The organism is Alicyclobacillus sp. TC, assembly GCF_016804365.1.
Lineage (GTDB): Bacteria > Bacillota > Bacilli > Alicyclobacillales > Alicyclobacillaceae > Alicyclobacillus_I > Alicyclobacillus_I tolerans.
The window spans coordinates 2043194-2067656 of the sequence record NZ_CP044434.1 but is presented as its reverse complement, the minus strand read 5'-3'; the positions used below and the strand labels follow the sequence as shown (position 1 = coordinate 2067656).

The following is a 24463-nucleotide window of genomic DNA, read 5'->3' as shown; positions in this document are numbered from 1 at the left end:
AAAAGGAATGGACTATTATTAACAGGTTCCAATGCCAAGCAAATCATGAACTACGACGCTTGCCAATATCAGTCCTGCGACGGAAGGAACATAAGAAACAGAAGCGGGAGGCATTTTCATTTTACGAGCGGGCGCATTTTCTTCTGTCTCGGGAGATACAATGTTTTTTCGCACATCTTCACGCGGTGTTCTCGGCGATTCCAGGGAGCAGACGGTCTTGATACCGCGTTCAATTCCATATTTCCTTAATTCTCGTCGCAGGACTTTGGCTATCGGATCCACGCGTGTTTTGGAAAGATCCATAACGCGGAATTGCGTCGGATCAATTTTATTGGCAGCTCCCATTGAGGAAACAATAGGTATCTTGCGTTCATAGCATTCTTTAATTAAGAGTATCTTTGCCGAGACAGTATCAATGGCGTCAATGACGTAGTCTAGTGGATATTGAAAAAGCGTATCCTTTGTTTCTTCTAAGAAAAAAATGCGATGTGCGATGACACGACAATCAGGCTGAATATCTGCAATCCTTTTCTTCATAATCTCAACTTTGGCCTGTCCAATGGTCGAATGAAGGGCAGGGATCTGGCGATTAATGTTGGTCACATCTACTTCATCGCGATCGATCAAGATCAATTGTCCAATACCTATGCGTGCGAGAGCTTCCATCGCAAAGGATCCAACCCCGCCAGCTCCGAGTACAGCTACGGAACTATTGCGCAGGCGTTCGACACCTTCAGGTCCAAAGACTAGTTCTGTTCTAGAAAACTGCGTAAGCACAAAATACCTCCTCCATACATTGCCTGACTCACATTTACCTTCTGCTCAGTATAATTTGTATCTAATTGGGAAGCAAAAAGAAAAGGGTCGATGGTGGTTATGACAGAACCGTGAACTTCAGGTAAAGATTTTAGTTCAGACATTGAAATATTGAGGAACTTGAAGTACGCTTAGGAACGTCAAAGTATGATGGTTGAGCCGGATATTGGCAGGAGGGAACAGAGTTGCAAAAAGCGCAGTACTCCGATTATGAGATCCATCGGATAAAGGCTCCATGGTTACAAATGGCCATTATTATTCTTGGGGTCTTTATGGCGGTTTTGGACACGAGTGTCGTCAATGTCGCCATTCCGACCATGGAGACAGAATTGAGCGCGTCCACGGCACAAATTCAATGGGTGCTAACGGCTTATATGCTAGTTCTCGGCGTTTTGGTGCCTATTTCTGGTTGGCTGACAGATAAATTTGGCCCTAAAAAGCTGTTTATATTCTCGCTGATTGCATTCACAATCGGTTCGGCACTTTCGGGAGCCGCTTGGAATTTAAGCAGTATTATTTTTTTCCGGGTTATTCAAGCTGTTGGTGGAGGATTTATGATGCCGGTTTCCATGGCTATGGTCTATCGGATTTTCCCTCCCGACAGACGCGGAGTCGTTATGGGAACACTCGGTATTGCTATGATGGCTGCACCAGCATTTGGACCCGCACTATCAGGTTATCTGGTTGAATACGCAAGCTGGCGCTGGATATTTTATATCAACGTCCCCATTGGTATAGTTGGTACCATATTAGGAGTTATCTTCATGCATGAGTTTCCGCATGAGGCTAAAGGAAAGTTGGATGTTTTAGGATTTGCTTTATCAACAGTCGGTTTTTTTCTCTTGTTGTATGGATTTAATGAAGTCCCTAATGACGGATGGGGTTCTAAAACCGTTATTCTCTGCTTGCTGTTTGGTATTATCAGTTTGATCGCGCTTGTTTTTGTAGAATTAAATGTTGAAAATCCAGTAATAAATTTGCGGGTTTTAAACAGTTATATGTTCAGTATGAGTCTTGTGATTTCTTCCATTATCGGTATTGCGCTGTTTTCTGGTATTTTTCTTTTGCCTCTTTATTTGCAGAATATCATGGGATTTTCAGCTCTCAAGACAGGATTATTCATGACGCCTGCTGCATTGGTATCAGCAGCTTTTATGCCCATCAGCGGTAGATTAATGGATCGCATTGGAGCGCGTCCACTTGGTATTATTGGCATTGCGATTGTAACCATAGCCACTTACGGATTCAGTTCATTAACCACCGATTCTACGCAGACGACTATCCAGTGGCTCTATATCTTCCGATCTCTTGGCATGTCATTGACCATGATGCCTGTCATGACGGCCGGCATGAATACAGTAAATGTTCGACTGGTCTCGCAAGCATCAGCCATGAGCAACACAGTTCGTCAAGTCAGTTCATCACTGGGAATTGCCATTCTAACGAGTTACATGACGAATCGCTCTAAAATGCATCAATACCATATGGCTGCACAGGTAACGAGTAATTCTCCAGCTGGAAATATGCTGTATCAAATTCAGCAGATGATGCAGTTACATGGTATGTCCTTAGCTGCTGCCAAAAGTGCGGCAGTACAAATGATGAATGAACTGATTCAAAGACAGGCTTTTGTTGCAGGACTTAATGATACGTTCTTCATATCCACAATTTTACTTGCCATTTCATGGGTGCTTGTTCTATTCTATGGAAGTAAGAAAGAACGTGAAATTCGCCTTGGGCGCAGGCAAGCACAAAAACTAAAACCTGCTGAAAACTCAGGAAATCAGCTGTTGCTCGAATAGGGATCATGTTTTGTTTATTGGATTGTGAGAGCGCCGCGCCTCTTGTAAAGGATGCGGCGCTCATGTCATAGTGGTAATGTGTGTTGAACCTGATACGGTAAGTCGGAACCTGTTTTGGAGCTGAATGATCTTCATGCTGTTCCTTTTTTTAGCGATTTTCATTGTGGCGCTTCTCTTAGTGAGTTGGATTTTCTGGCAATATATTTCTTGGAGACGTCGCTTGCCCAGCCCGGATTATCGAAATTTAGACAAATCACCTCAACCAGAATTATGGAATCATACAGCCCATTTGGCTTGGCTTGGACATTCCACTTTACTCTTACGTCTCCATAAATCCACAATTTTGACGGATCCCGTTCTCTATGAACGAGTGGGTGTGCGAATTGGTCCTTGGGTTATCGGCCCAAAACGTTACACACCACTTGCGTTGCCGCTCTCCCGTTTGCCTAAACCCGATCTTGTACTTCTCTCACATGCTCATTTGGATCACTGGGATGTCCGCAGTTTGCGTGCTGTACTTTCACCAGACACCACAGTGGTTGTACCACAAGGGACAGCTCAATTGATTCGTCGAATTGGAAAAGGAAAAGTCATTGAATTAGCTGTACAAGAGACGGTCTCCTTAGAAGAAGGTTTACAAATTACAGCGATTCCTGTAAAACACTGGGGCAATCGGTATCCTTGGAATCGTCATTATGGATTTTGTGGTTACTTAATTCGGCTGAAAGATCGTTCAGTGTTTTTTGCAGGTGATACTGCACATGTCTCAACTTTTTCAGCATTACGTGATGTCGGCGAACTTGATGTTGCCTGCATACCCATTGGAGCCTATAATCCTGCTCATTTTCAGGGGGCACACTGCACACCTGAGCAAGCTTGGGATATGTTTTTGCAAACAGGCGCTCGATATATGGTTCCTATTCATTGGGGAACTTTTGTTCTTTCACAGGAGCCGGTTGATGAACCTATGACTCGTCTCTTACAAGAAGCGGGATCGGAAGAAGGACGAATTGTCATTCGTAATATTGGTGAAGAATTTAGCTGGTCATAGGATTTTATTTTCTGTTACAATGCATGTCAATCCGGAATCAAACTAAAGTAGTGGAATTGTAAGTTTACTGGCTGTTCAAAATAAATAAAGGAGAGAATAGAACATGTCGCAAGGAACCTTTCCACACGTATTTTGGCCAGGTCTTTTGCAGGCGTATAGTGAGTGGCTCCCTATTAATGAGAAAACTCCTCAGCTTTCACTGAATGAAGGCAATACCCCGTTAATTTATTCGAATCAATTGAGTGAATATACTGGAATGCAAGTCTATTTGAAATATGAAGGTGCGAATCCTACGGGTTCTTTTAAAGATCGGGGAATGGTTCTAGCAGTCGCTAAAGCTAAAGAAGCCGGCGCCGACACAGTCATTTGTGCATCAACAGGCAACACGTCTGCTTCTGCTGCCGCCTATGCAGCTAGAGCTGGTATGAAAGCTGTCATTGTTATACCCGATAAATACGTTGCCCTAGGGAAATTGGCCCAAGCCATGATGTATGGCGCTCGAATTGTGGCAATACGAGGAAATTTTGATGAAGCATTGGAAATCGTTCGTCATTTGGCTGATGAAGCTGGCATGACTGTAGTAAACTCTGTGAATCCATTTCGCTTAGAAGGTCAGCAAACTGCTGCGTTTGAAATTTGCGACGCTCTTCAAAAAGCGCCGGATATTCTATGTGTTCCGGTTGGGAATGCAGGAAATATTTCTGCTTATTGGAAAGGTTTTAAGACTTACCATGACCATCAACGAATTCACCATTTACCTCGCATGCTAGGTTTTGAAGCTGAGGGAGCGGCAGCGATTGTTCAAGGACATCCTATCCCCAATCCCGAAACATTTGCCACAGCTATTCGCATCGGTAATCCAGCTTCTGCGCATCTTGCTGTGCAGGCAAGTCATGAGTCTCACGGAGGTATCTTCGCAGTAAGTGATGAAGAAATTCGTATAGCCTATCGTTTGATTGCCAGAGAAGGTATTTTTGCTGAACCGGGCAGCGCCGCATCTGTGGCCGGGCTATTGCAACAAACGAAAATAGGGAATTTAGAAAAGGGGCAGACCGTTGTCTGTGTATTGACGGGCAATGGACTTAAAGATCCGAATACAGCTATTGAGTTGACGGCTTCCAAACCCATTGTGGTGGAGAACAATACACAAGAAGTACTAAAGGCCCTAAAAGGAGAGTCGGTGTGATGAGGCGTTGGACGGTTTGTGTACCGGCTACTACTGCCAATCTTGGGCCAGGTTTTGATTGTCTTGGGTTAGCGTTTCAAATGTATAATCAAGTTATCTTAAGTGAATCGGACAGTTTTTCCATCACGATAGGTGGAGAGGTTCGTCAGGCCTTGCCAAACAGCCGGGAGAACGTAGTAGTTCAAGCTATGGACAAGCTGTTTAGGTATGCCGGTTACGCTCATCTCGCTGAAGGATTTTCTTTGCATATTGATTGCAGTATTCCTATTGCTTCTGGTCTTGGCAGTAGTGCGGCTGCAGTTGTGTCTGGTTTGCTTTTAGCCAACGCATGGCTGGAGAGACATAGTGTCGAACCTTTGTCGAAGCAAAAGTTGCTAGAACTTGCAACAGAAATGGAAGGACACCCAGACAATGTGGCGCCTGCACTTTTTGGGGGTTCGATTCTTAGTTGGTGGGACGATCTCGGTTTGCGACATTTGCGTGTACCTGTGCCTGATACGTTACGATTTGTAGCGGCTATCCCATATTTTCCTTTGTTAACAGAAAAAGCAAGACAGGTTGTTCCTCTAACTTACAGTCGTCAGGATGTCATTTTTAATGTGGCCCAGACAGCTCGTCTCATTCTTTCTCTTTCAACGAATCGACTGGAGTTTCTGCGTGGTGGATTTGCTGACAAAATACACGAGCCCTATCGTCAAAAGTTGATTCCAGGTTACGCTGAGGTTAAAAAAGCAGCGTTGCAGGCAGGTGCCTTGACCACAACACTGAGTGGTGCAGGCCCAACTCTTTTAGCTTGGTGCTTAACCTCGGCAGATGCTCAGGAAGTAGCCGATCAAATGACAATGACGTGGCAAAATCTCGGTATCTCCTGTGTCGCACATATTCTTTACCCAGAATTAGAAGCTCCGGTTGTGCAAATGGAGAAAGGGGAATAAAGATGTTTGTTTTCCACTGGGAACTTTATTTGCGGTTGGTAATTGCACTACTTTTCGGTTTTTTTGTTGGTTTGGAGCGGGCAAGGCGCGGAAAAACGGCTGGAATTCGTACCCATTCGCTGGTGGCCCTAGGGTCAGCGTTGGTTATGGTCATCTCCAGTGCTCAGCCGAATGGGCCCAATAAAGACATGATGCGTCTAGCTGCACAAGTGGTGAGTGGCATTGGTTTTCTTGGTGCCGGTGTCATTTGGATGGATCGGCAAAATGTTAAACGTGGCCTCACGACAGCTGCCAATTTGTGGGTAACTGCTGCTGCAGGTTTAGCAATAGGCTACGGTATGTATGGTGTCATGTTGGTTACAGCTTTTCTCATATTCGTTGCCGTCAATTCACACGATTGGGCAGTACGTTTCAATCTTATTCCGAAAGAAGCACAAAAAGAGTCTGATGAAAGTTAAAGTTGCCAGATTGTCATTTTGATTCGGCTGAATTTTTGATCATTTTTCGTAGGAATCATGATAGGATAAGAAGAAAGCGCTTACTGATAATCTCGTTCATAGGGAGGTCAAACGTTTTATGATGGACTATCCGCTTTTATTAAAATCTATTCTTTATCGTACTTATACGATTTTTCCAGAAAAAGAAATTGTGTCCAGAACTGCGGATGGAATTTTTCGATATACTTACCGAGATTTACATCACCGTGTTTGCCAGTTAGCTAATGCTTTAGATCAGTTAGGTATTGAAACTGGGGCTAAAGTCGGTAGTTTTGCTTGGAATCATTATCGACATCTTGAACTTTACTATGCAGTACCATGTTCCCAACGTGTTTTGCACACCATCAATATTCGACTTTTTCGGGACCAGTTAATACATGTCATTAACCACGCTGAAGATGAGTATATTTTCGTCGATGAAGACTTAATTCCCACCATGGAAGATATTCAAGATGAATTGCCAACCGTTAAAGCGTTTATTGTCATGACTGATAAAGATCATTTGCCACAAACAAAATTACGTGGTGCTTTAGAATACGAGTCACTTTTGAAAGGTCAATCCATGCAATATGAATTTCCTGAGTTTTCTGAACAAGAAACAGCGATTCTCGGATATACGTCAGCGACGACCGGCATGCCGAAAGGAGTGGAATATTCGCATCGTGGCTTGTTTTTGCATTGTCTAACCAATTTGGCAGGCTGGATAGGTACAGATGAATCAGATGTTGTTATGCCAGTAGTGCCAATGTTTCACGTCAATGCATGGTGTCGACCGTATACGGATGCTTGGGCTGGGGCTAAACAGGTATATCCTGGCGTGCGACCAACTCCACAGGACTTGGTAGAGCTCATGCATCATGAACGCGTGACCATGAGTTTTGGTGTACCAACAGTTTGGATGGGAGTTCTTGGTGTTTTGCGCGCGAATCCAAATAAATATGATATGAGTAGTATTCGTTTTCTTATCTCAGGTGGGTCGGCTTTACCTTCTTCGTTAGCTCAGACTTTCGAAGAAGAGTTTGGTATCATGGTTTATCAAGGTTATGGGCAAACGGAAACATCACCCGTCACTTTTTCAGGTTATCCAAAGAAAGCGGAGAGAGAACTGACGGGTAGCGAGAAATATCGTTATCGTGCGAAAACCGGTTTACTGTTGCCTTGCTTGGAAATGCGTTTGGTAGATGAAATGGGCAACGATGTTGCGCGTGACGGTAAGCAAATGGGAGAATTATTGTTGCGTGGGCCCTGGATTTTAGGTCGATATTATAAAGATGAAGAACGTAGTCGAGAGGCGTTTCTAGATGGATGGTTTCGCACGGGGGATATTGCTACAATAGATGAACGTGGATATCTGCAAGTGGTTGATCGTACCCGAGATTTAATTAAATCTGGTGGTGAATGGATTTCTTCTGTTGATTTAGAGAATGCATTGATGAGTCATCCTGCAGTCTCGGAAGCTGCTGTAATTGCCATACCGCATGAAAAATGGCAAGAGAGACCACTTGCCTGTGTAGTGAAACGGGAAGGTATGGAAGTGAGCAAAGAAGAGTTGCTTCAATATCTTTCGGAACGAGTTGCAAAATGGTGGATTCCGGACGATCTCGTTTTCATTAGTGAGATACCCAAAACAAGTGTCGGTAAATTTTCAAAAAAGACGTTGCGAGAACTGTTTGAAGCAGGTCAGTTAATTGCTGCAGCGAATTAAATAAAAGGTCGCAACTCAAACAAACTCATATTTGTGCGCCAAATCCCAAATCGAGTTAAGGATGGTGCGTACCTAGCTGTTGGACCTGGTCTTAATCAAGACCAGGTCCGAAAAGTGAGGGGGATGTTTCTTTTGGATAAATTGTCATCTCCAGTGCCAGGTACAATAGCTATGCGTCCAGGTGAAGAATTGGATGTTCAACGTATCCGTAACTGGCTCATTCAACAAGACGGTAAGCAGTCGTATGCTCATCTTCAAATTTATCAATTTCCATCGGGCGCTTCTAATCTAACCTATCTACTGCAAAACGACGATTGGTTTGCGGTTTTGCGCAGGCCGCCATTTGGACCTCTTCCGCCGAAAGCGCATGATATGGTTCGTGAATTTGAATTTTTGCGCGCGTTACACCCGCATTTCCCGTTGGCTCCACAGCCGTATTGGCTTGAACATAGTGGAGAAGTACTGGGTGTTCCTTTCTATGTGATGGAATTTCGTAAAGGTGTTACCATTGATAGAAAATTTCCTGTTGATTGGCCAACCCATGAAGAGATTGGACAGCAATTGTCCAAATCGCTTGTGGATGCACTTGTTGATTTACATAGTATTGATGCTAGTGATGAGAGTCTCGCACATTTTGGACATCCCCAGGGATTTTTGGAGAGACAGGTCAAAGGTTGGATTGAACGATATGAGAGAGCAAAGACAGATGATTATAGCGATGCTTCTGCATTAATGGACTGGCTGAGCCATTCGCTGCCCGCTTCGGAGTCTTTCACAATGATTCACAATGATTACAAATTAAATAATTTATTGGTGTCTTATAACGATGGTTTGATTCGAGTAACGGGTATTGTTGATTGGGAAATGGCCACTATTGGTGATCCACTTTTAGATTTGGCAGTAGCCCTCAGTTATTGGGTAGATGCTGACGATCCAATTGAAATGCAACAGTGGCTTCCAACTGTCACTACTCAGAAGGGATTTTTTTCACGTCAACAACTTATAGAGGCCTATGCCAAAAAGAGTGGCAGAAATGTAGCTAATCTTCCTTATTACCAAATTTTTGCCTATTTTAAACTTGCCGTCATCCTTCAGCAGATTTATGCTCGGTACAAAAAAGGAGCAACTCGAGATGAACGGTTTCGTTCTTTTGGTGCCGCAGTTGCATTTTTGATACAACATGCTGCTCATTTGGCCAAACAGGCAGGATAAATCACATTCAGTAAACAAAGGGGACCCATACATGCATATTCCGGAACATACACTCATGTCTCATTTAGGTATGGAGTTGATTGAGTTATCAAAAGAGAAAGTGGTCATGCGCATGCCAGTCGATGAGCGCACCCATCAGCCGTATGGTATTCTTCATGGAGGAGCTTCTGTTGCTCTGGCAGAAACTGTAGCTTCCATTGGTACACAGGAGAATGTGGATAGTGAAACACAGCAAGCTGTAGGTATCGAAATTAATGCGAATCATATGAAATCGGTACACGAAGGTTCTGTAACGGCAGTTGGTATACCTTTGCATCGGGGTAGAACGACCATGGTTTGGGATGTCCGATTATATGACGACAACGGAACTTTAATTTGCATATCTCGTTGCACGGTGGGTATTATTCAACGCCGACATGAAAGAAGAACCTCATGATTCATGAGTTAAAGGGTTGGAAAGGGGCAAATCCATGCTGCATTATGAACATGTTATTCGCTTCAGTGATTGTGACGGATTAGGACATGTCAACAACGCGGTCTATTTTACCATGATGGAAGAAGCCCGTCGGGAAGTATTTGCTTGGTTTAATCCATCTCTTTCATTGGACTCATGGAATCTGATTGTCGCTTCGGCAAGATGTGATTTTCTAGCTCAGATGACTTATGGTGAAACCATTCATGTCTATACATGGGTGGGCAAACTTGGCAATAGTAGTTTTGTACTAGAACACGCTTTACAATCTGCGAATCAGATCTGGGTCGCGAGAGGACAAGCAACCTTGTTACATTATGATTATTCGAAAAAAGCAGCTATGCGCATACCGGAAGATGTTCGGCGTCACCTTCAGGAACATCTCGATGCACCGATAGATGCTCCTTCGCTGCACGAATCTTAATGAATTTTGTGTGAGATATCCTTGTTTCCATAGAAGGTGAAAAGAATGGATCAAACCTGTTTTTCTTTGCAAAATAAAAGGATTTTGGTCACAGGAGCGAGTCGAGGCATTGGCCGTGCACTTGCTGTTGGACTTAGTGAATTTGGTGCAAATTTAGTGTTAATGGGAAGGGATTCAAACGCTCTGTCCGAAACGGAAACGTTGATTAGACAGAGTGCACCCCATGCTGAAGTTGAGAAAATCATTTGTGATATACGTGATTTGGAACAGTTATCTCTGCAATTGGATCAAATTTGTCAAACAGGCCAGATTCAAGGACTGGTTAATAATGCTGGTATGAATATTCGTAAGCCTGCGCTTGATGTAACGCCAGAAACGTGGCAAGCTGTATTGGATACTGATTTGAGCGGCGCTTTTTTTGTAGCACAGTCTGTAGGACGGGCCATGCTGCGTCAGGGTGGTGGCTCTATAGTCAATATCTCATCAGTGGGAGGACATGTCGCTTTACGTACTGGCGTTGCATATGCGGCTGCTAAAGCAGGGGTTATTCAAATGACCAAAGTACTTGCGCTTGAATGGTCTGGACAAGGTGTTCGTGTCAATGGTATTGGTCCTTGGTATTTTCGAACACCTCTTACTGAACACTTGCTCAATGATGAAAATTATTACTCGGAAATTATTGCTCGTACACCTATGCGTAGGGTGGGAGAGCTGCATGAGTTGATAGGCCCAACAGTATTTCTCTTGTCGGAAGCTTCTAGTTACGTTACTGGACAGACATTATTTGTGGATGGCGGCATGACGATTTACGGGTTTTAGATGGTTTGGCATACGTTTGAGTGAAAAGAAAAATTGTAAAAATAAAATAATCGACATCCTTTTATCGATCTTCGCCCCATACGGGGCGGGGCGTTTTTTTATGTTCTCACTTCACTTTTGTCCAGCGTGACCATTCGGAGTGATGAGCAGACCATTCCAATTCATCATCGAGATCGTAAAAATCTACGGTCATATTCGCATATTCGAGCGCTGATAAGAGTAATAAATCAGCTAATTTAGGGTTTTTAGGTAAAAGAGGGCCGTGTATATATGTCCCGATGACATGATGGTGTTGTACACCTTCCCAGCCGTCACGACCATTGTTGCCATGTCCAGCCACTACTTTGCCGAGTGGAGTGTGATGGTGAACCGTTCGGCCAGCATGATTTTCAAATCCGACTACCGTACCGCACCATTCGGATTCTATGGCAATATTGCCAATCAAACGTTGATTGGATGCTTGGGTCGTCATTTCAAGCAGTTCCAGGCCAGCTACTTTTTCACTGTTTGCCAACTCATAGTAGCTGCCCAATAATTGGTAGCCACCACAAACCGCCAAGATAGGTAGACCTGCTTGCATTGCATGATGCCAATCTTCCTTCTGCTGACGCAGGGATTCTGCTACAAGTTTCTGTTCCCTATCCGATCCGCCGCCCAAAAGAACGAAATCATACTCATGTAAACGAACTGGTTCGCCTTTCTTTACACTGACCACACGAGCTTCAATGCCTCTCCAACGCAGGCGCTGGAGTAAAGTTTGAATATTGCCGCGATCGGCATAAAGATTCAGTAAATCAGGATACAGATGCGCGATGATAAGCGCCCTCGACATTGGTATCGCTCCTTTCTTTGAGCAATTCGGCAGCACGGTGAACGAGTGTATAAGTGGTCATTACGAAGGCCGAAGGAATGGACATGTTATTGGCCAATTCGAGAGTCTTGTCAAGAGCTGTGGTAAAATCCGTCTCAACATACAATTGTTTGACAGGGTATCCTGCGTATTTTAAACGAACTGCCATATCTCTTGCGCGCAATCCTGAAGTGACAATAGAGACAATGGACTCGTCGTTTGCCAAAAGTTCAAAATCAGCATCCCACAGCCAAGAGACGTCTCGACCATCAGCAGCTTCGTCATTAATGGCAAGGCAGATAACTTTAGCGTCTCCTTCTCTACATATAGTTTCAAGCACGCCATTACAGCCTGCTGGATTCTTAATCAGATTTAAAATAGAAACAGGTGTTGTTTGGAAAACCTGCATCCGGCCTGTTGGAGCTTGATAAGTAGCCAATCCTTTAAGCATAGATTCTATACGAAGTTTACAGACATGGGCTGCCGCTACTGCTGCCAGTACATTGTCGACGTTAAATAAGCCTTTCACTGGTAAAGGTACGGTCCACTTATTTTGGTCTTGACTGTTGTATATTTGCAAGTGATGATGGTCGAGAGAGCCTACAAAATCCGGGTCAGGACGTCCGAAGCTACAAGATGGACAGTTATAGACACCAAGTTGGCCATAGAAATAACCCGAGTAGTTGAGTAAATGTCCACATTCTAAGCAGAAGGCGCCATCTTTCATCACTTGGCGGTCTTCTTCTCTGGCCATGCTGTTGTCAAATCCGTATGTGAGAGTTTGTCCCTTGTGATGAAGTCCTATAAAACGAGCCAAGGGATCATCCGCATTGACCAATAATGTACCTTGGATTTGCTCTGCGCCTTCACGGATTTTTTGCAAAGTGGTATCCAACTCCCCGTATCGATCAAGTTGATCGCGAAAGATGTTGGTTACAACAAGCAGTTGAATCGGTAAGCTGGAAGCGACTTGCGGCAAAGTCGCTTCGTCAATCTCCAGTAGAGCGGTGGTAACCAAAAGTCTTCCACGCCAGCTTGTTTTTTCCATCAGTGCAGAAAGAATACCTTGTTTTAAATTAGCGCCTTCTGCGTTCGTGGCAATGGGTTCTTCTTGCTTCAGCATGCTGGCGAGCAAACGAGTCGTAGTCGTCTTACCGTTTGTACCCGTAATGACAATAGCTCGGGAGAGTTGGCTGCCAAGTTTATCAAGTAGATGAGGTGAGAGACGAAGCGCTATTTTACCAGGGAAACTTGTGGCTGATTTTCCCATCCAACGTAATATAAAGCTGATACATTTGGCAATCCACAGTCCAATCATCTGTAACTCCTGTTCTTCCGTTACGGGGTTTATTTTTGTCAAGTACTTCTTCACGGATTATACTATGATTGATGTGCAGGTACACAGTTGAAGTGCAGAAAGGGAGAAGAATGATGTTTGTTGCCGAGCAGTTGGATAGTTTATCCAGGCAAGAATTTTATACATCTTTGGTTGAGCAGGCAAAACATTTGGTTGAAGGGGAGCCAAACTGGATTGCCAATCTCAGTAACCTCTCAGCTCTATTAAAATTTTACTTGCAAGATGTCAATTGGGCTGGATTTTATTTGCTCGATCCCGTTTCTAACGAACTGGTTCTTGGTCCCTTTCAGGGTTTGCCAGCTTGTTTACGTATTCCCATAGGTAAAGGAGTCTGCGGTACCGCAGCAGCAAAGAATGAGACTTTGCGTGTCAATGATGTTAACCAATTTCCAGGACATATAGCCTGTGATGGTGCAAGTCAGAGTGAAATCGTTGTTCCGCTTTGTAAAAATGGTCAAGTGATAGGTGTCCTTGATATTGACAGTCCCATTTTGTCACGCTTTGATGAAGATGATGAAAAGGGTTTAGAACAATTTGCAAAAATCGCAGAGAGTTGTCTTTGAAAAGACCCACTCTGCAGGAAAACGTAAACGGAGGACGCCAAGCCATTATGCTTGCGTCTCAGTTTTTTTGATTTGTTGGATATAGTGCATTAAACCGAGTGAATCCAGCGTAAGATCGATGTTCAGTCGTTCCATAGAGCCTGGTTGCAGCCCTCTACTGTGTAAATCGTTCAAAAGCCATTGGCGCAAAGCATCCATGGTTTCCTGAAGTGTCAAATTTGGATAGTAAATTTCACGAATTAATTTATCAAAAGCATCTCCAACTCGTAAAGTTTCTGAAATGGCTTCTTCTTTTTCAGATCGTCCAAAATGTGAATGGTAGACCCAACAAAACGGCTGATCTCGCAAAAAATCAAGTGTTTTGTGAAGCGCTATAGGATCAAAATCAACTGGTGAGGAGGAAGGCATAATAAATTCAAAATCCCAGCCAGTCAATCCTGTACGATACCGTAAACCTACAGCATCACCGGCAAAGAGAGCATTGGATAATTCATCGAGAAGTGTGAAGTGATGTTTGGCGTGTCCGGGTGAATCAAAGAACGTAAATGTTCGTTGCCCGATATTCAACGTTTCCCCGTGTTGTCGAATGAGAATGCGCTGTTCATCTACTGGTTCAACACTTCCAAAAAGCTGCTCCGTCTGATCTTGGTAAACAAGTTTTGCACCTGCCCAAAGCTTACTGGGATCCGCCATATGACGGGCAGCACGAGGATGAGCTACCAGAGTTGCATTTTTGGCAAGTCTCATCATTTGCCCAGCTCCGCCAGCGTGATCGAGATGGACATGCGTAACGACTACATAAGCTAAATCTTCCGGTTTAACTCCTAGTAATTTCAAACTTTCTAACAAAGTCTCGTGAGAAGCTGCCGAACCGGTATCAATCAGTGTTGGTTTTTCATCTAAAACGAGATAGGAAGCGGTGCGGTAAGCTTGGCCTTGTTCAAACAGATCGATAGCGTAGACTTCATTACCAAATGCTTCCGGTTCTCGGACTAACAGTGGCTTCATAAAAATTACATCCTTTCATGTAGGGTTACCCAGAAATCCATTATATTAAGTTCGATCATTCTTGTTGCTGCCTTGTTTTCGGTTGTTGGGTAAGCGATTATCATATCTCATAGATCGCTCTCGCCAAGTAGTGACTTGCATAGTGGAAGCTCTACCGTCTCTATTTTTGCGGGTCTTTTCATAATGAATCGCAGATTTGGCTGTTGATTTATTGCGTTTAATCGGTGCTACCGTAGCTGGCTTCTTTTTCTTTTGCTGTTGATACATTGGATCAATCGGCAATCTTTTACGTTCTCGGAGTACTTCACTGACATCATAGACATCAGCCAACTCGTCCGCCTCCGGAGCCACATCCAATGTTTGCCGAGAAATGCTGAGTAGAATGCCAGAAGCGAGCAGCATCATAATTAAGGAAGTACCACCGTAAGAAATGAAGGGAAGTGGAATTCCCGTGATGGGCAGCAGCCAAGTTACGGCAGCCAAGTTGACAAAAGCTTGCACAATCATCATTCCAGTAATACCCACTGCTAACAGAGACCCAAAGCGATCTTTAGCAAACCGAGCAATTCGAAATCCTCGCCATACCAAAAGAGCAAAGATGGCCAGTAATGCTATAGCTCCAAGTAATCCCCATTCTTCTACAAAAACTGCGAAAATAAAATCCGCCTGGGGAATTGGTAGATAACCAGCTTTTTCAATGCTGGCGTCAAACCCAGTGCCAATGAGTCCACCTCTAGCTATTCCTGTTAAACCGCTGATCAGTTGATACGCATGAGCGGGATGCTGAAATGGATGGAAATAAACTTCTAAACGGCTTGAGCGATATTTTGCCATTTCAATTAATCCATACAATACGGGAATGCTCGCGATAAAGGTTATGATAACAGGCTTGAGACGGATGCCTGAGATAAACAACATAATAAAACCAGTCGCCGCGACGGTAAAGGCTGTTCCCATATCTGGTTCAAGGAAAATAAGCGAGGCGGTGGCTACGGTTACCAAAAGTGCTGGACGAAGTACACGCATTGTAGAATGGATGATAGTCACTTTTTTTGTGAAGAAAAAAGCTAGATATAGAATTAAAGCGATAAGCGCCAATTCTGATGGTTGTATATGCAGGCTTGCAGGTCCAAGCCAGCGTCTGGAACCATCTGCGCGATGTCCTATACCTGGAATTAAAACCAAAAAAAGCAAAAAAAGGGAAATAATCATCAACTTAGCTGCATATCGATAAAAAATTTGGTAGGGAATAAAGGTAACAACAGTCATTAAAACTACACCTATGCCGCCAAAAATCAACTGGCGCAAGGCAAAATGAGCTGCCGACATACCCTGTTCCAAAGCAATGACGGTGCTCGCTGAATAGACTGTAACAATGCCAATGGCAGTCAGTGCGAGCACCGCAAAGTAAAGCAAAAAGTCTGGCTGATGGGACTGTTTTTGCACGTCTGCCACCTTCCCAAAGCAATGGCCTAATAAGGGTCGCCTTAAGGATTCGACAGCGTTTGGCTATTCCCTGCAAGTTTTACGCAGATTTAAGCTTCCTCATTACCAATGCATCCCTACAGCAGCAATCCCGATGATGGCTGCTAACGGAATTGCAAAATGCCATCCACCGCCTCCCCAACCAGGTGGTGTTCCAGGCCCGCCACCATACGGGGGCATACCAAAAGGTCTATGTTCTTGAGAAGGATAAGCATGGAATTCGGCTGGAATAGCATTCCAGTCTTCAGCTCGTGTTTGTCGCATTAGAATAACGTGATGTTTCGTGCAATGAACAATGACTCCGTGAAAAATACCAAAATGGGTGTGGCATGCCACAGGTTGCCCTAACATTTTTCGAATAAGCTTATAGTGCATGGGTTTTAGCCTCCTTTTCGCCATAGTTTATGGGTCTTTTGCACAGGGAGAGAGGGCGAATGCACAGAAGGATAAGCAGATGGGGGTATAATTTTTGAGGAGATATGGAATTTTCCAGCCAACCATGCCGTTGATTTTCGCCCATCGGGGAGCTTCTGCGGCTGCACCAGGCAATACGCTTACAGCGTTTCAAATGGCCGTTGATTTAGGTGCTGACATTCTTGAGACCGATGTGCATTGGACGAGAGATGCTCAGATTGTCATTGCGCACGATCCGGTTGTCGAGACAGTTAGTAATGGCACTGGAAAAATCTCTGATTTGACGTTGAGTGAGTTGAAACGTCTTGATTTTGGTTATCGCTTCACAACGGATGGGGGAAAAACTCACCCTTTTCGTGGTAAAGGGATACGCATTCCGACATTGGAGGAGGCTCTTCAGCAGTTTCCTCAAACTTTATTTAATATTGATTTAAAACCGAAGAATGGTATTTCAATCCAGTCTTTTTTGCGTGTGCTTGATGATGCAAATGCGATGAAGCGAGTGATTGTAGCTTCCTTTCATACAAACCATTTGCAGCGTGTACGCAGTTTGCAAAAAGATTTACCAACTAGCGCTTCAACATGGGAAGTAGCGCAATTTTGGCTTTTTGCACGCGGATTGGGAGTTCGTCAAGATTGGCCGTTTTGTGCTTTACAAATTCCTTACCGTTTTTTGAAATGGACAATTGCTACGGAAAAGATGATACAATATGCAAGTCGCGAAAGAATATCAGTTGATGTCTGGACCGTCGATCAACCTTCCGATATCATGCGACTTTTTCAATTGGGGATTCGTGGTATTGTCACAAACCGGGTTGACATAGCCAACCAAGTACGCCGGAAGTTTCTTGAGAGAATCGGTTAAGCTAAGGTTGGTCTATTTGTTTTAGGGAAAACAGTGGTTTTGGCTTGTCTTGATGAAATGGAAGGACGATGTTTTGTGGAAACGTTGCGTCGAAACATACGCGATATGGATTTTACTGTGCTTGGAGTGCTTGTCTTGCTTGCTGTATACAGCTGTGTTGCCATATTGGCAGCCACTTATGGTAAGACCGATGTGGGTTTGCCTAAGCACATTATATATCGTCAGATATTATTTGAAATGATAGGCTGGATAGCCATGACTGCCATTACGCTTTATGACTACCGTTCTTTGCGCAAGAATTACTGGTGGATTATTGGGGGCGCAGGATTTTTACTGCTCGTTGTGTTTGTTATGCCTCGACGAAATGGTGCGCATAGTTGGATTCCACTCGGCCCCTTCTCTTTTCAGCCTTCTGAAGTCGCTAAGTTGGCCATGATTATTGGTATGGCTGTGTTTATGGCGGATATTGATGAATCGGAAGTGCCGGATTATTCATTCCGAAGAGTGTGGCCGCTTCTTATTATGTTTATTGTTCCGTTTGTCCTAACCTTTAAGGAACCTGCTCTCGGGCAAGCTTTGGTTTTGTTGGCGATATTTGTAACCATGTATTGCGTGTTCGCCAAACGTTGGCATTTTGTTATGTTGATTTTCTTCACTATTGCACTGGTAGCGGGGATAGGTGTTGTAGCTGTCATGTATCCCCAAGAGTCAACTAAACTCATTGAAAATGTGCTGATTAAACATCATCTTTTACATTCTTATCAAGCGTATCGAATCATAACATGGCTCAATCCTCAAGAATATCCGCTTTCCTACGGCTATAATATCCGCATTTCGCAGATTGCTGTAGGTTCAGGACAAGTTTTTGGTGAAGGACTTTTCAACGGCATAGAAACTCGTGGCAACTGGATTCCCAATCAGTGGACGGACTATATATTTACTGCCATTGCTGAAGAATTTGGATTTGTAGGTTCGAGTCTTTTGGTGTTACTTTTTCTGATTCTCTGTTATAGACTGATTCGTATTGCTGGCACATCGCAAGACAGTTTTGGAACCTATATTGTTACAGGTATTGTAGCTTTAATAGCTTTTCAGGTATTTGAAAACATTGGCGCAGATATGTATCTAAGTCCATCAACTGGGATTACACTTCCGTTTATATCTTACGGAGGTAGCTCGCTAGTCATTGACTATATGGGTGTGGGATTGGCGCTTTCGGTCGCACTGCGCAGGAAAAAACTTCGCTTTAATTAAGTACAGTTAGATTTTGGAATGAATATCAGTTTATCAAACATTGAGGTGGATATTTGTTGCGACCCATTTTACCCTTATCCAATCGCATGCAGCGTTTACCCAGTCAATTTTTTGCAGGACTGACTCAGCAGGTACAAGCTTTTATAGAACAAGGTCGGGATGTTATTAATCTTGGTCAGGGTAATCCTGATCTTCCAACTCCTGCCCACATTGTGGAAGCCTTGCGTGATTCTGTTCAAGATCCGGCCACGCATCGATATGGACCATTTCACGGATTAGCCTCCTTACGCAGTGCTTGTGCTGAATTTTACCGTCGTGAATACGGAGTTGTACTCGATCCGGATTCTGAAGTTGCCATACTCTTTGGAGGTAAAGCAGGGCTAATAGAAATCAGTCAAATATACTTAAATGAAGGAGATGTAGCTTTAGTTCCTGATCCAGGATATCCAGATTATGAAAGTGGTATAAAAATAGCGGGCGCCAGAATGGCTACGATGCCACTTGTGCCTGAACAACATTTTATGCCCGATTTGGAGGCTGCTCTTGCTTCTGAACCTGATGCAAAAATGATGTTTTTGAACTATCCTTCCAATCCTACGGGTGCTGTGGTAGATAGTTCGCTTTTCGAGCAAGTTGTGCGCATGGCTCAGTCCAGAAAGATGCTTGTTGTACATGATTTTGCTTATGCTTCCATAGGTTTTGACAGTATACGCCCAATGTCCTTTTTGGAAGTCGAAGGTGCACGGGATTGTGGTATTGAAATTTATACCTTGAGTAAAACGTATAACATGGCAGGTTGGCGTGTCGCATTTGCAGTCGGACAAAAAGAAGCGATTGCGGCACTGAAGCTATATCATAATCACGCATACGTTTCCCTATTCCCTGCTATTCAGAAGGCTGCGGAATCCGCTTTACTGGGTCCTCAAGATGAAGTGCATCAACGTACCAAGATTTATCAAAAGCGTCGTGATGCATTTTACCTAGCGCTTCACCAAAAAGGGATTTCCGCTAAGCCGCCCCAAGGTACTTTTTTTGGATGGCTTCCTCTCCCAGAAGGGATTTCTTCACTTGATTTTGCATCGCGGCTATTGCAGGAAAAAGGAGTAGCAGTAGCAGCAGGTGTTGGGTTCGGACAACATGGAGAAGGCTATGTTCGAGTCGGTTTCCTTGATCGGGAAGAACGTTTAATGGAAGCAGCTCACAGGATTGCGGATTGGATGATACAGAATCAAAATGGTTGATTGATGAGGGTAGAGTAAACGAATATTCCATTCTTCATGTAAAAATGTATTGATAATCTTTAAGCATAGATTTTGAACGGCGCTTAGAGGACTTTAGTTCTAGAGCGCCGTTTTAAAAAATTTATTTTGAAAGCAGAATACTTTCAGCAAACAAGATTCAAGGTCGCTCAGGTCCTTCACCAGGCTGAGTTTTGCTCCGAAAACGATTTGCGAGTTCCAGAACCCACAAATGATGGTAGGGTACTTCATACAACACAGGTTCTATTCTTTCGCCAGGTAAAATTTTGTACATCCAGACGGTAGTTTGTGCATCTATACCATCATGCATACGAATGCCTAGATGCACAGAATCGTGATAACCATTTTTGTAAACAATCACACCTAATTGACCGTGAAGTTCAGCAACGAGAGGGAAATACTTTGGATTTCGAATGATAGGCGCGTCGAAATAGGGTGTATAACCCATTTTATCTGTCACGGTGCGTGTTCCAGTTTCAATTAAAACCACTTCCGCTCCTGAAATGGGTGACAATGTTCGACCGTCAATAACCCTCACACGCAATTTGGCTAACTTAGCAGAGCCTGTACTTTTTTGTGATGGTGTGAACTGTTGTTTCGGCAACTGTGAGGATGGAAGGGACGATTGTTCCTTGTTCGGTGTCCCTAATTGTTTGATTTGTTTCAACCATGGAAGTGTGTCTTCATCCCATAGCTTATTGACTTCCTGTTCTATACTGTGGAAGGAAGAAGGCAATTCGTTTGCTGCTACCGTTGGGCTAGCTGAAAAAGTGCCTGCCGTTATCACGCTCATGCTCATCAATAAGCGATAAAATTGATATTGAAACGTTTTTTTTCGAAACAATGTTCACACCTCCTCAATAGCCTCGTAACGCGCGGTTCATGTAATAAAATTGCAGAATTTGCAAATAAGTTTGTCCTTTGGCTGCCCAATACTCTGAGCCCCATTGCGCCATCTTTTGTGCATTGCGGTATTGCCAGTTGGGGTTGTTGGGAATGCCTGCGCGATAATTTAGTTCAATAATGGTTCCGTCCGGCTGCACATAGGCTAAATTTTTAATGGCGTTTAACGCGGCATCAGTTTCTGGCTGATTGGACAAGTATCGAAAAGTTTGGAAATTGACAGTGTTATCTACGTCAAATGTAAAGCCATCCAATGTAATTGGGTGGAGATGATGGTACCAGGCAAACATTTTGACTGCCATGGCGCCTGCTTTTAAGGCTTCTGGACTCCATGATGGAATCCATTCGTTGGGCAGCACATCCCGACAATACTGATCAAAGGGGACGGTCTGAACATAAAGTATTCGCCCTCGCGGGTCAGGCTCTCCCCAAGGGTTGTTTTCGCGGATAGCTACTCGTATGACACTCGGTTTTGCAGTATTGGTAATGGTATACGTAACTTGCGCGTGAACGGCGGGCTTTGCAAAAGTGCCGAAGAATAGACTGCCAACCAACGACATTAAGGAAATATAAAGTTTTGGCTTATACATGGGCTGAACCATCCTTTGTTCAGACTGATAAAGTTACATTGCCCAACTTCTTTTTGGCTATGCAGGTTTTGGGCGCATTCTCCATCATGTGACAGGCTGTTTGTATGCATGTAAAATAAAGCTGTAGAGAACAACGTCAATTTTTGAAGGGTGATGGGTGTGCAAAAGCTCTCCTTAACCGGATCGACCAAACATGCTGCGGATGATCAATTGCGAGGATTGTCCGTACTCTTTCTTGATGGTGATGAAGTTTTTATAGACAACGGCGCTATTCATGGAAAAAGCCGTCTGGAAACAGGAGTTAAATTTGTCCAGAATCGTGCCGAGGTCCCCAATGGCAGGACAGTCTTGGGTCTTTGGATAACGCTCCATCGTTTTCCGGAAGGACAAGGATTTTACGGTGTCCAACCATTTGAATTGTTTCTGGACAAAGAAGCTCAAGTAGGGTACAAAAATCTTGTTGAGCAAGTCAAAGGTATGGAAAAAGCTGTGCGCGGTGAAGTCAATTTGGCAGGTGTTCCACAAGCAGCGCGGCAAAAAATTGTTGAATATCTTCAAAAAGTACGCCCGGATTTGTGGCAGCATGCACAACCTGCCTTTCTTGAGGCCATGACTTCTCTCGGTGATTAGAATCATTAGGAGGCTTTCTCTTCATTGAACCAAGACAATACGCCGCTTTTTGATATGCTGCTCAATCATGCATCGCGTCAACCTACGCAATTTCACATTCCCAGTCACAAGCGTGGCAGGGGAATGGCAGGCCGATTTCGAGAGTTTATTGGTGAGAATGCGCTCAGTATAGATTTGGTCAATATTGCCCCTTTGGATGACTTGCACCAACCTACAGGCGCAATCAAGCAGGCTCAGGAATTAGCCGCACAAGCTTTTGGTGCGGATGTGACGCTCTTTTCAGTACAAGGGACAAGCACAGCTATTATGACTATGGTTCTGAGCGTCGTGGGACCAGGTGATACCATTTTAGTTCCGCGCAATGTTCATAAATCTGTCTTGACGGCCATTATTCTAGCTGATGCTCGTCCCGTTTTTTTGCAACCAGTGGTCGATCGCGATTTTGGCATAGCTCATGGCGTTTCACTGGAGACAGTCGCTTCCGCTTTAGAACAGCACCCGCAGGCCAAAGCTCTGGTGGTCATCAATCCCACCTATTTCGGTGTGGCAGCAGATTTGGAAAGCATTGTATCGCTGGCGCATCAATACGGTGTTGCAGTATTGGTGGATGAAGCACACGGTGTTCATACCGCCTTTCATGAGGCGTTACCCATTTCCGCGATGCAGGCAGGAGCAGATATGGCGGCGACAAGTGTACACAAGTTAGGCGGCAGTCTCATTGGGTCAAGTGTCTTAAATATTCGTGAAGGCATGGTGGATGCACGTCACGCCCAGGTGGTGTTGAGTATGCTCACCACAACTTCTACATCGTATTTGTTACTCGCTTCATTGGATGTGGCGCGCCGTGAACTTTTTCTTCACGGACACGAAGCGATTGGACGAGCCATCGAATTAGCCAATCACGCCCGTGAGAAAATCGATCAAATTCCCGGCCTCACTTGTCTTCGTCCGCTGACGGGCAATAGCGCGGTATTTGCCTTTGACCCTACAAAACTAACCGTTTCTGTGAAAGATTTGGGGTTGTCAGGTTACGATGTAGAACGTATTTTGCGTGAAGAATACAACATTGAGGTAGAATTAAGCGATCTTTATAACATCCTCTGCATTCTCTCTTGGGGAGATTCAGAAGAAGATGTAGAGCGCCTGGTTTTGGCCCTTGAGGATATTTCCGCAACCTATGAAGAGCGTCGCCAAACTCGAGCGTTAGAAGTTCGCACACCACCTGAGACAACACTCTGCATGCCACCGCGTTCAGCTTTTTATGCGGCGACAGAAGTGGTGCCCATTGAAGCGTCGGAAGGCAGAATTATTGCTGAAATGATTATGGTTTACCCGCCGGGTATTCCAATACTGATGCCGGGTGAGTCGATTACCCGGGAAAGCCTCCAATATATTGAAGCCAATCTGAGAGCCGGTCTTCCTGTTCAAGGACCTGATGATCCGGAAATTCGCACTTTAAAAGTTGTAAAGGAGAAGTGAAAGTATGGACGTTGTCGATTTAAAACCTGGCATGGATGCTCCTGATTTTTCTTTGCCGAATCAATATGGAGAGACAGTCCATCTGTCTGAATTGAAGGGACAACCGGTGGTGCTCTACTTCTACCCCAAAGACGATACACCAGGTTGTACAAAGGAAGCGTGTGCTTTTCGCGATTTAGCAGGCCAATTCTCTGCAATTGGGGCTAAAATCTACGGTATTTCTCGTGATAATGTGCAATCTCATGAAAAATTCAGCGAGAAATATCAACTTAATTTTCCGATTTTGTCCGATCCTGATGAAACAGTTTGCAATGCATATGGTGTAATTCGTGAGAAAAACATGTATGGGAAAAAGACCATTGGTTTAGAAAGGACAACGTTTGTCATCGACTCGGAAGGCAAAATAGCGAAAGTTTTTCGGCGCGTTCGCGTGGATGGTCACGCTGACAAAGTTCTGGAAGTTGTCAGGTCATTGGCTCAGGAGTAAACTGTATGGGGGAGGGATGGATATGGTCACGCTGACAGAAGCGGCGGCTGAAAAAATCCAGCAGTTGATTGAGGAACGAAATCGCCCCGATGAAAACGCTCTGCGTCTTTTTGTCAAGCCTGGGGGTTGCACTGGTTTCTCTTATGGTATGGCGCTTGACTCTGAAAAACCAGGCGATTTACGTTTTACCCTCAATGGTGTTTCAGTTTTGGTGGATCAAGAAAGTCTTCATTTGATAGATGGTTCAGAGGTTGACTATGTGGACGATTTAACAGGACAAGGTTTTAAAATTAACAATCCCAACGCAACTTCCATGTGCGGCTGTGGAAGCAGTTTTCGTACTGCCACTGAAGCAGGCCAGCCTGGTTCTTGTGATTGAAAAATTAGCGTACACCAGAGG

General features: G+C 44.1%; 26 protein-coding genes. 18 read left to right on the top strand and 8 right to left on the bottom strand.

Annotation, left to right across the window (positions count from 1 at the left end; translation table 11 throughout):
* Positions 1-18: 18 nt before the first annotated feature.
* The gene (locus FY534_RS10285) at positions 19-777 is read right to left on the bottom strand and encodes a tRNA threonylcarbamoyladenosine dehydratase (RefSeq protein ID WP_203114488.1); all 759 of its coding nucleotides are present in this window, start codon (positions 775-777) and stop codon (positions 19-21) included.
* Positions 778-1001: 224 nt separating this feature from the next.
* On the opposite strand from FY534_RS10285, the gene FY534_RS10280 reads away from it, so the two are divergent.
* The 10 genes from FY534_RS10280 (at position 1002) to FY534_RS10235 (ending at position 10919) form a co-directional block, all read left to right on the top strand.
* Positions 1002-2618 (top strand): DHA2 family efflux MFS transporter permease subunit, encoded by a 1617-nt coding sequence (locus FY534_RS10280; protein ID WP_083574008.1) that lies wholly within the window; start codon positions 1002-1004, stop codon positions 2616-2618.
* Between the two features lie 133 nt (positions 2619-2751).
* Positions 2752-3669, top strand: coding sequence for an MBL fold metallo-hydrolase (locus FY534_RS10275; RefSeq protein ID WP_165611921.1), 918 nt, complete (start codon positions 2752-2754; stop codon positions 3667-3669).
* 103 nt (positions 3670-3772) lie between these two features.
* Positions 3773-4855 (top strand): threonine synthase, encoded by a 1083-nt coding sequence (gene thrC, locus FY534_RS10270; protein ID WP_203114487.1) that lies wholly within the window; start codon positions 3773-3775, stop codon positions 4853-4855.
* Positions 4855-5790: a homoserine kinase gene (thrB, locus tag FY534_RS10265; RefSeq protein WP_203114486.1), complete on the top strand. Its 936-nt coding sequence runs from the start codon at positions 4855-4857 to the stop codon at positions 5788-5790. Before thrC ends, thrB begins: the two co-directional genes overlap by 1 nt.
* A 2-nt stretch (positions 5791-5792) precedes the next feature.
* Positions 5793-6248 (top strand): MgtC/SapB family protein, encoded by a 456-nt coding sequence (locus FY534_RS10260; RefSeq protein ID WP_203114485.1) that lies wholly within the window; start codon positions 5793-5795, stop codon positions 6246-6248.
* A gap of 118 nt (positions 6249-6366) precedes the next feature.
* Positions 6367-7992, top strand: a complete 1626-nt coding sequence (locus FY534_RS10255; RefSeq protein ID WP_203114484.1) for a long-chain fatty acid--CoA ligase — start codon at positions 6367-6369, stop codon at positions 7990-7992.
* A gap of 123 nt (positions 7993-8115) precedes the next feature.
* Positions 8116-9204, top strand: a complete 1089-nt coding sequence (locus FY534_RS10250; protein WP_203115596.1) for a phosphotransferase family protein — start codon at positions 8116-8118, stop codon at positions 9202-9204.
* A gap of 31 nt (positions 9205-9235) precedes the next feature.
* Positions 9236-9640 carry a hotdog fold thioesterase gene (locus FY534_RS10245; protein WP_072872902.1) on the top strand — a complete coding sequence of 135 codons (405 nt, stop codon included), beginning with the start codon at positions 9236-9238 and terminating at the stop codon, positions 9638-9640.
* A 34-nt stretch (positions 9641-9674) separates the two neighbouring features.
* Positions 9675-10100, top strand: a complete 426-nt coding sequence (locus FY534_RS10240) for an acyl-CoA thioesterase (RefSeq protein ID WP_072872903.1) — start codon at positions 9675-9677, stop codon at positions 10098-10100.
* A gap of 45 nt (positions 10101-10145) precedes the next feature.
* A complete protein-coding gene (locus FY534_RS10235; RefSeq protein ID WP_203114483.1) occupies positions 10146-10919 on the top strand; it encodes an SDR family NAD(P)-dependent oxidoreductase in 774 nt (257 codons plus the stop codon).
* 106 nt (positions 10920-11025) lie between these two features.
* Here FY534_RS10235 and FY534_RS10230 read toward each other — a convergent pair whose 3' ends face one another.
* Positions 11026-11751, bottom strand: coding sequence for a type 1 glutamine amidotransferase (locus tag FY534_RS10230; protein ID WP_072873471.1), 726 nt, complete (start codon positions 11749-11751; stop codon positions 11026-11028).
* A complete protein-coding gene (locus FY534_RS10225) occupies positions 11714-13129 on the bottom strand; it encodes a Mur ligase family protein (protein ID WP_238413503.1) in 1416 nt (471 codons plus the stop codon). Before FY534_RS10225 ends, FY534_RS10230 begins: the two co-directional genes overlap by 38 nt.
* Before the next feature lie 71 nt (positions 13130-13200).
* On the opposite strand from FY534_RS10225, the gene FY534_RS10220 reads away from it, so the two are divergent.
* Positions 13201-13689 (top strand): GAF domain-containing protein, encoded by a 489-nt coding sequence (locus FY534_RS10220; RefSeq protein WP_072873469.1) that lies wholly within the window; start codon positions 13201-13203, stop codon positions 13687-13689.
* Positions 13690-13734: 45 nt separating this feature from the next.
* Here the strand turns inward: FY534_RS10220 and FY534_RS10215 are convergent, their stop codons facing one another.
* The 3 genes from FY534_RS10215 to FY534_RS10205 form a co-directional block, all read right to left on the bottom strand.
* Positions 13735-14697 (bottom strand): MBL fold metallo-hydrolase, encoded by a 963-nt coding sequence (locus FY534_RS10215; RefSeq protein WP_203114482.1) that lies wholly within the window; start codon positions 14695-14697, stop codon positions 13735-13737.
* A 45-nt stretch (positions 14698-14742) separates the two neighbouring features.
* Positions 14743-16143, bottom strand: a complete 1401-nt coding sequence (locus FY534_RS10210) for an FtsW/RodA/SpoVE family cell cycle protein (protein WP_203114481.1) — start codon at positions 16141-16143, stop codon at positions 14743-14745.
* A gap of 102 nt (positions 16144-16245) precedes the next feature.
* Positions 16246-16557 carry a hypothetical protein gene (locus FY534_RS10205; RefSeq protein ID WP_203114480.1) on the bottom strand — a complete coding sequence of 104 codons (312 nt, stop codon included), beginning with the start codon at positions 16555-16557 and terminating at the stop codon, positions 16246-16248.
* Between the two features lie 94 nt (positions 16558-16651).
* Between FY534_RS10205 and FY534_RS10200 the strand changes: the two genes are divergently transcribed.
* The 3 genes from FY534_RS10200 (at position 16652) to FY534_RS10190 (ending at position 19956) form a co-directional block, all read left to right on the top strand.
* Positions 16652-17461, top strand: coding sequence for a glycerophosphodiester phosphodiesterase family protein (locus FY534_RS10200; protein WP_072873465.1), 810 nt, complete (start codon positions 16652-16654; stop codon positions 17459-17461).
* A gap of 75 nt (positions 17462-17536) precedes the next feature.
* The gene (locus tag FY534_RS10195; RefSeq protein ID WP_072873481.1) at positions 17537-18715 is read left to right on the top strand and encodes an FtsW/RodA/SpoVE family cell cycle protein; all 1179 of its coding nucleotides are present in this window, start codon (positions 17537-17539) and stop codon (positions 18713-18715) included.
* A gap of 86 nt (positions 18716-18801) precedes the next feature.
* A complete protein-coding gene (locus tag FY534_RS10190) occupies positions 18802-19956 on the top strand; it encodes an aminotransferase class I/II-fold pyridoxal phosphate-dependent enzyme (protein ID WP_203115594.1) in 1155 nt (384 codons plus the stop codon).
* Between the two features lie 157 nt (positions 19957-20113).
* Here the strand turns inward: FY534_RS10190 and FY534_RS14685 are convergent, their stop codons facing one another.
* Both FY534_RS14685 and FY534_RS10180 read right to left on the bottom strand, forming a co-directional pair.
* Positions 20114-20818 (bottom strand): hypothetical protein, encoded by a 705-nt coding sequence (locus FY534_RS14685; protein WP_238413502.1) that lies wholly within the window; start codon positions 20816-20818, stop codon positions 20114-20116.
* A gap of 13 nt (positions 20819-20831) precedes the next feature.
* Positions 20832-21467 (bottom strand): SpoIID/LytB domain-containing protein, encoded by a 636-nt coding sequence (locus FY534_RS10180; protein ID WP_238413501.1) that lies wholly within the window; start codon positions 21465-21467, stop codon positions 20832-20834.
* 159 nt (positions 21468-21626) lie between these two features.
* Between FY534_RS10180 and FY534_RS10175 the strand changes: the two genes are divergently transcribed.
* The 4 genes from FY534_RS10175 to FY534_RS10160 are packed head-to-tail and all read left to right on the top strand — an operon-like array spanning position 21627 to position 24442.
* A complete protein-coding gene (locus tag FY534_RS10175) occupies positions 21627-22097 on the top strand; it encodes a YwhD family protein (RefSeq protein ID WP_072873462.1) in 471 nt (156 codons plus the stop codon).
* A gap of 24 nt (positions 22098-22121) precedes the next feature.
* Complete coding sequence (locus FY534_RS10170) at positions 22122-23576, top strand: aminotransferase class I/II-fold pyridoxal phosphate-dependent enzyme (RefSeq protein WP_072873461.1); 1455 nt, start codon at positions 22122-22124, stop codon at positions 23574-23576.
* Positions 23577-23580: 4 nt separating this feature from the next.
* Positions 23581-24063 carry a thioredoxin-dependent thiol peroxidase gene (gene bcp, locus FY534_RS10165; protein ID WP_203114479.1) on the top strand — a complete coding sequence of 161 codons (483 nt, stop codon included), beginning with the start codon at positions 23581-23583 and terminating at the stop codon, positions 24061-24063.
* A gap of 22 nt (positions 24064-24085) precedes the next feature.
* Positions 24086-24442: a HesB/IscA family protein gene (locus tag FY534_RS10160; RefSeq protein ID WP_072873459.1), complete on the top strand. Its 357-nt coding sequence runs from the start codon at positions 24086-24088 to the stop codon at positions 24440-24442.
* Positions 24443-24463: the final 21 nt, after the last annotated feature.

Excerpts from the sequence above, each read along its gene's own strand:
- bcp (WP_203114479.1), top strand. The coding sequence starts at position 23,581 with ATGGACGTTGTCGATTTAAAACCTGGCATGGATGCTCCTGATTTTTCT.
- FY534_RS10245 (WP_072872902.1), top strand. The coding sequence starts at position 9,236 with ATGCATATTCCGGAACATACACTCATGTCTCATTTAGGTATGGAGTTG.
- FY534_RS10235 (WP_203114483.1), top strand. The coding sequence starts at position 10,146 with ATGGATCAAACCTGTTTTTCTTTGCAAAATAAAAGGATTTTGGTCACA.
- thrC (WP_203114487.1), top strand. The coding sequence starts at position 3,773 with ATGTCGCAAGGAACCTTTCCACACGTATTTTGGCCAGGTCTTTTGCAG.
- FY534_RS10255 (WP_203114484.1), top strand. The coding sequence starts at position 6,367 with ATGATGGACTATCCGCTTTTATTAAAATCTATTCTTTATCGTACTTAT.
- FY534_RS10230 (WP_072873471.1), bottom strand. The coding sequence starts at position 11,751 with ATGTCGAGGGCGCTTATCATCGCGCATCTGTATCCTGATTTACTGAAT.
- FY534_RS10190 (WP_203115594.1), top strand. The coding sequence starts at position 18,802 with ATGCAGCGTTTACCCAGTCAATTTTTTGCAGGACTGACTCAGCAGGTA.
- FY534_RS10205 (WP_203114480.1), bottom strand. The coding sequence starts at position 16,557 with ATGCACTATAAGCTTATTCGAAAAATGTTAGGGCAACCTGTGGCATGC.
- FY534_RS10160 (WP_072873459.1), top strand. The coding sequence starts at position 24,086 with ATGGTCACGCTGACAGAAGCGGCGGCTGAAAAAATCCAGCAGTTGATT.
- FY534_RS10250 (WP_203115596.1), top strand. The coding sequence starts at position 8,116 with ATGTTTCTTTTGGATAAATTGTCATCTCCAGTGCCAGGTACAATAGCT.
- FY534_RS10240 (WP_072872903.1), top strand. The coding sequence starts at position 9,675 with ATGCTGCATTATGAACATGTTATTCGCTTCAGTGATTGTGACGGATTA.
- FY534_RS10260 (WP_203114485.1), top strand. The coding sequence starts at position 5,793 with ATGTTTGTTTTCCACTGGGAACTTTATTTGCGGTTGGTAATTGCACTA.
- FY534_RS10220 (WP_072873469.1), top strand. The coding sequence starts at position 13,201 with ATGTTTGTTGCCGAGCAGTTGGATAGTTTATCCAGGCAAGAATTTTAT.
- FY534_RS10215 (WP_203114482.1), bottom strand. The coding sequence starts at position 14,697 with ATGAAGCCACTGTTAGTCCGAGAACCGGAAGCATTTGGTAATGAAGTC.
- FY534_RS10275 (WP_165611921.1), top strand. The coding sequence starts at position 2,752 with ATGCTGTTCCTTTTTTTAGCGATTTTCATTGTGGCGCTTCTCTTAGTG.
- FY534_RS10180 (WP_238413501.1), bottom strand. The coding sequence starts at position 21,467 with ATGTATAAGCCAAAACTTTATATTTCCTTAATGTCGTTGGTTGGCAGT.
- thrB (WP_203114486.1), top strand. The coding sequence starts at position 4,855 with ATGAGGCGTTGGACGGTTTGTGTACCGGCTACTACTGCCAATCTTGGG.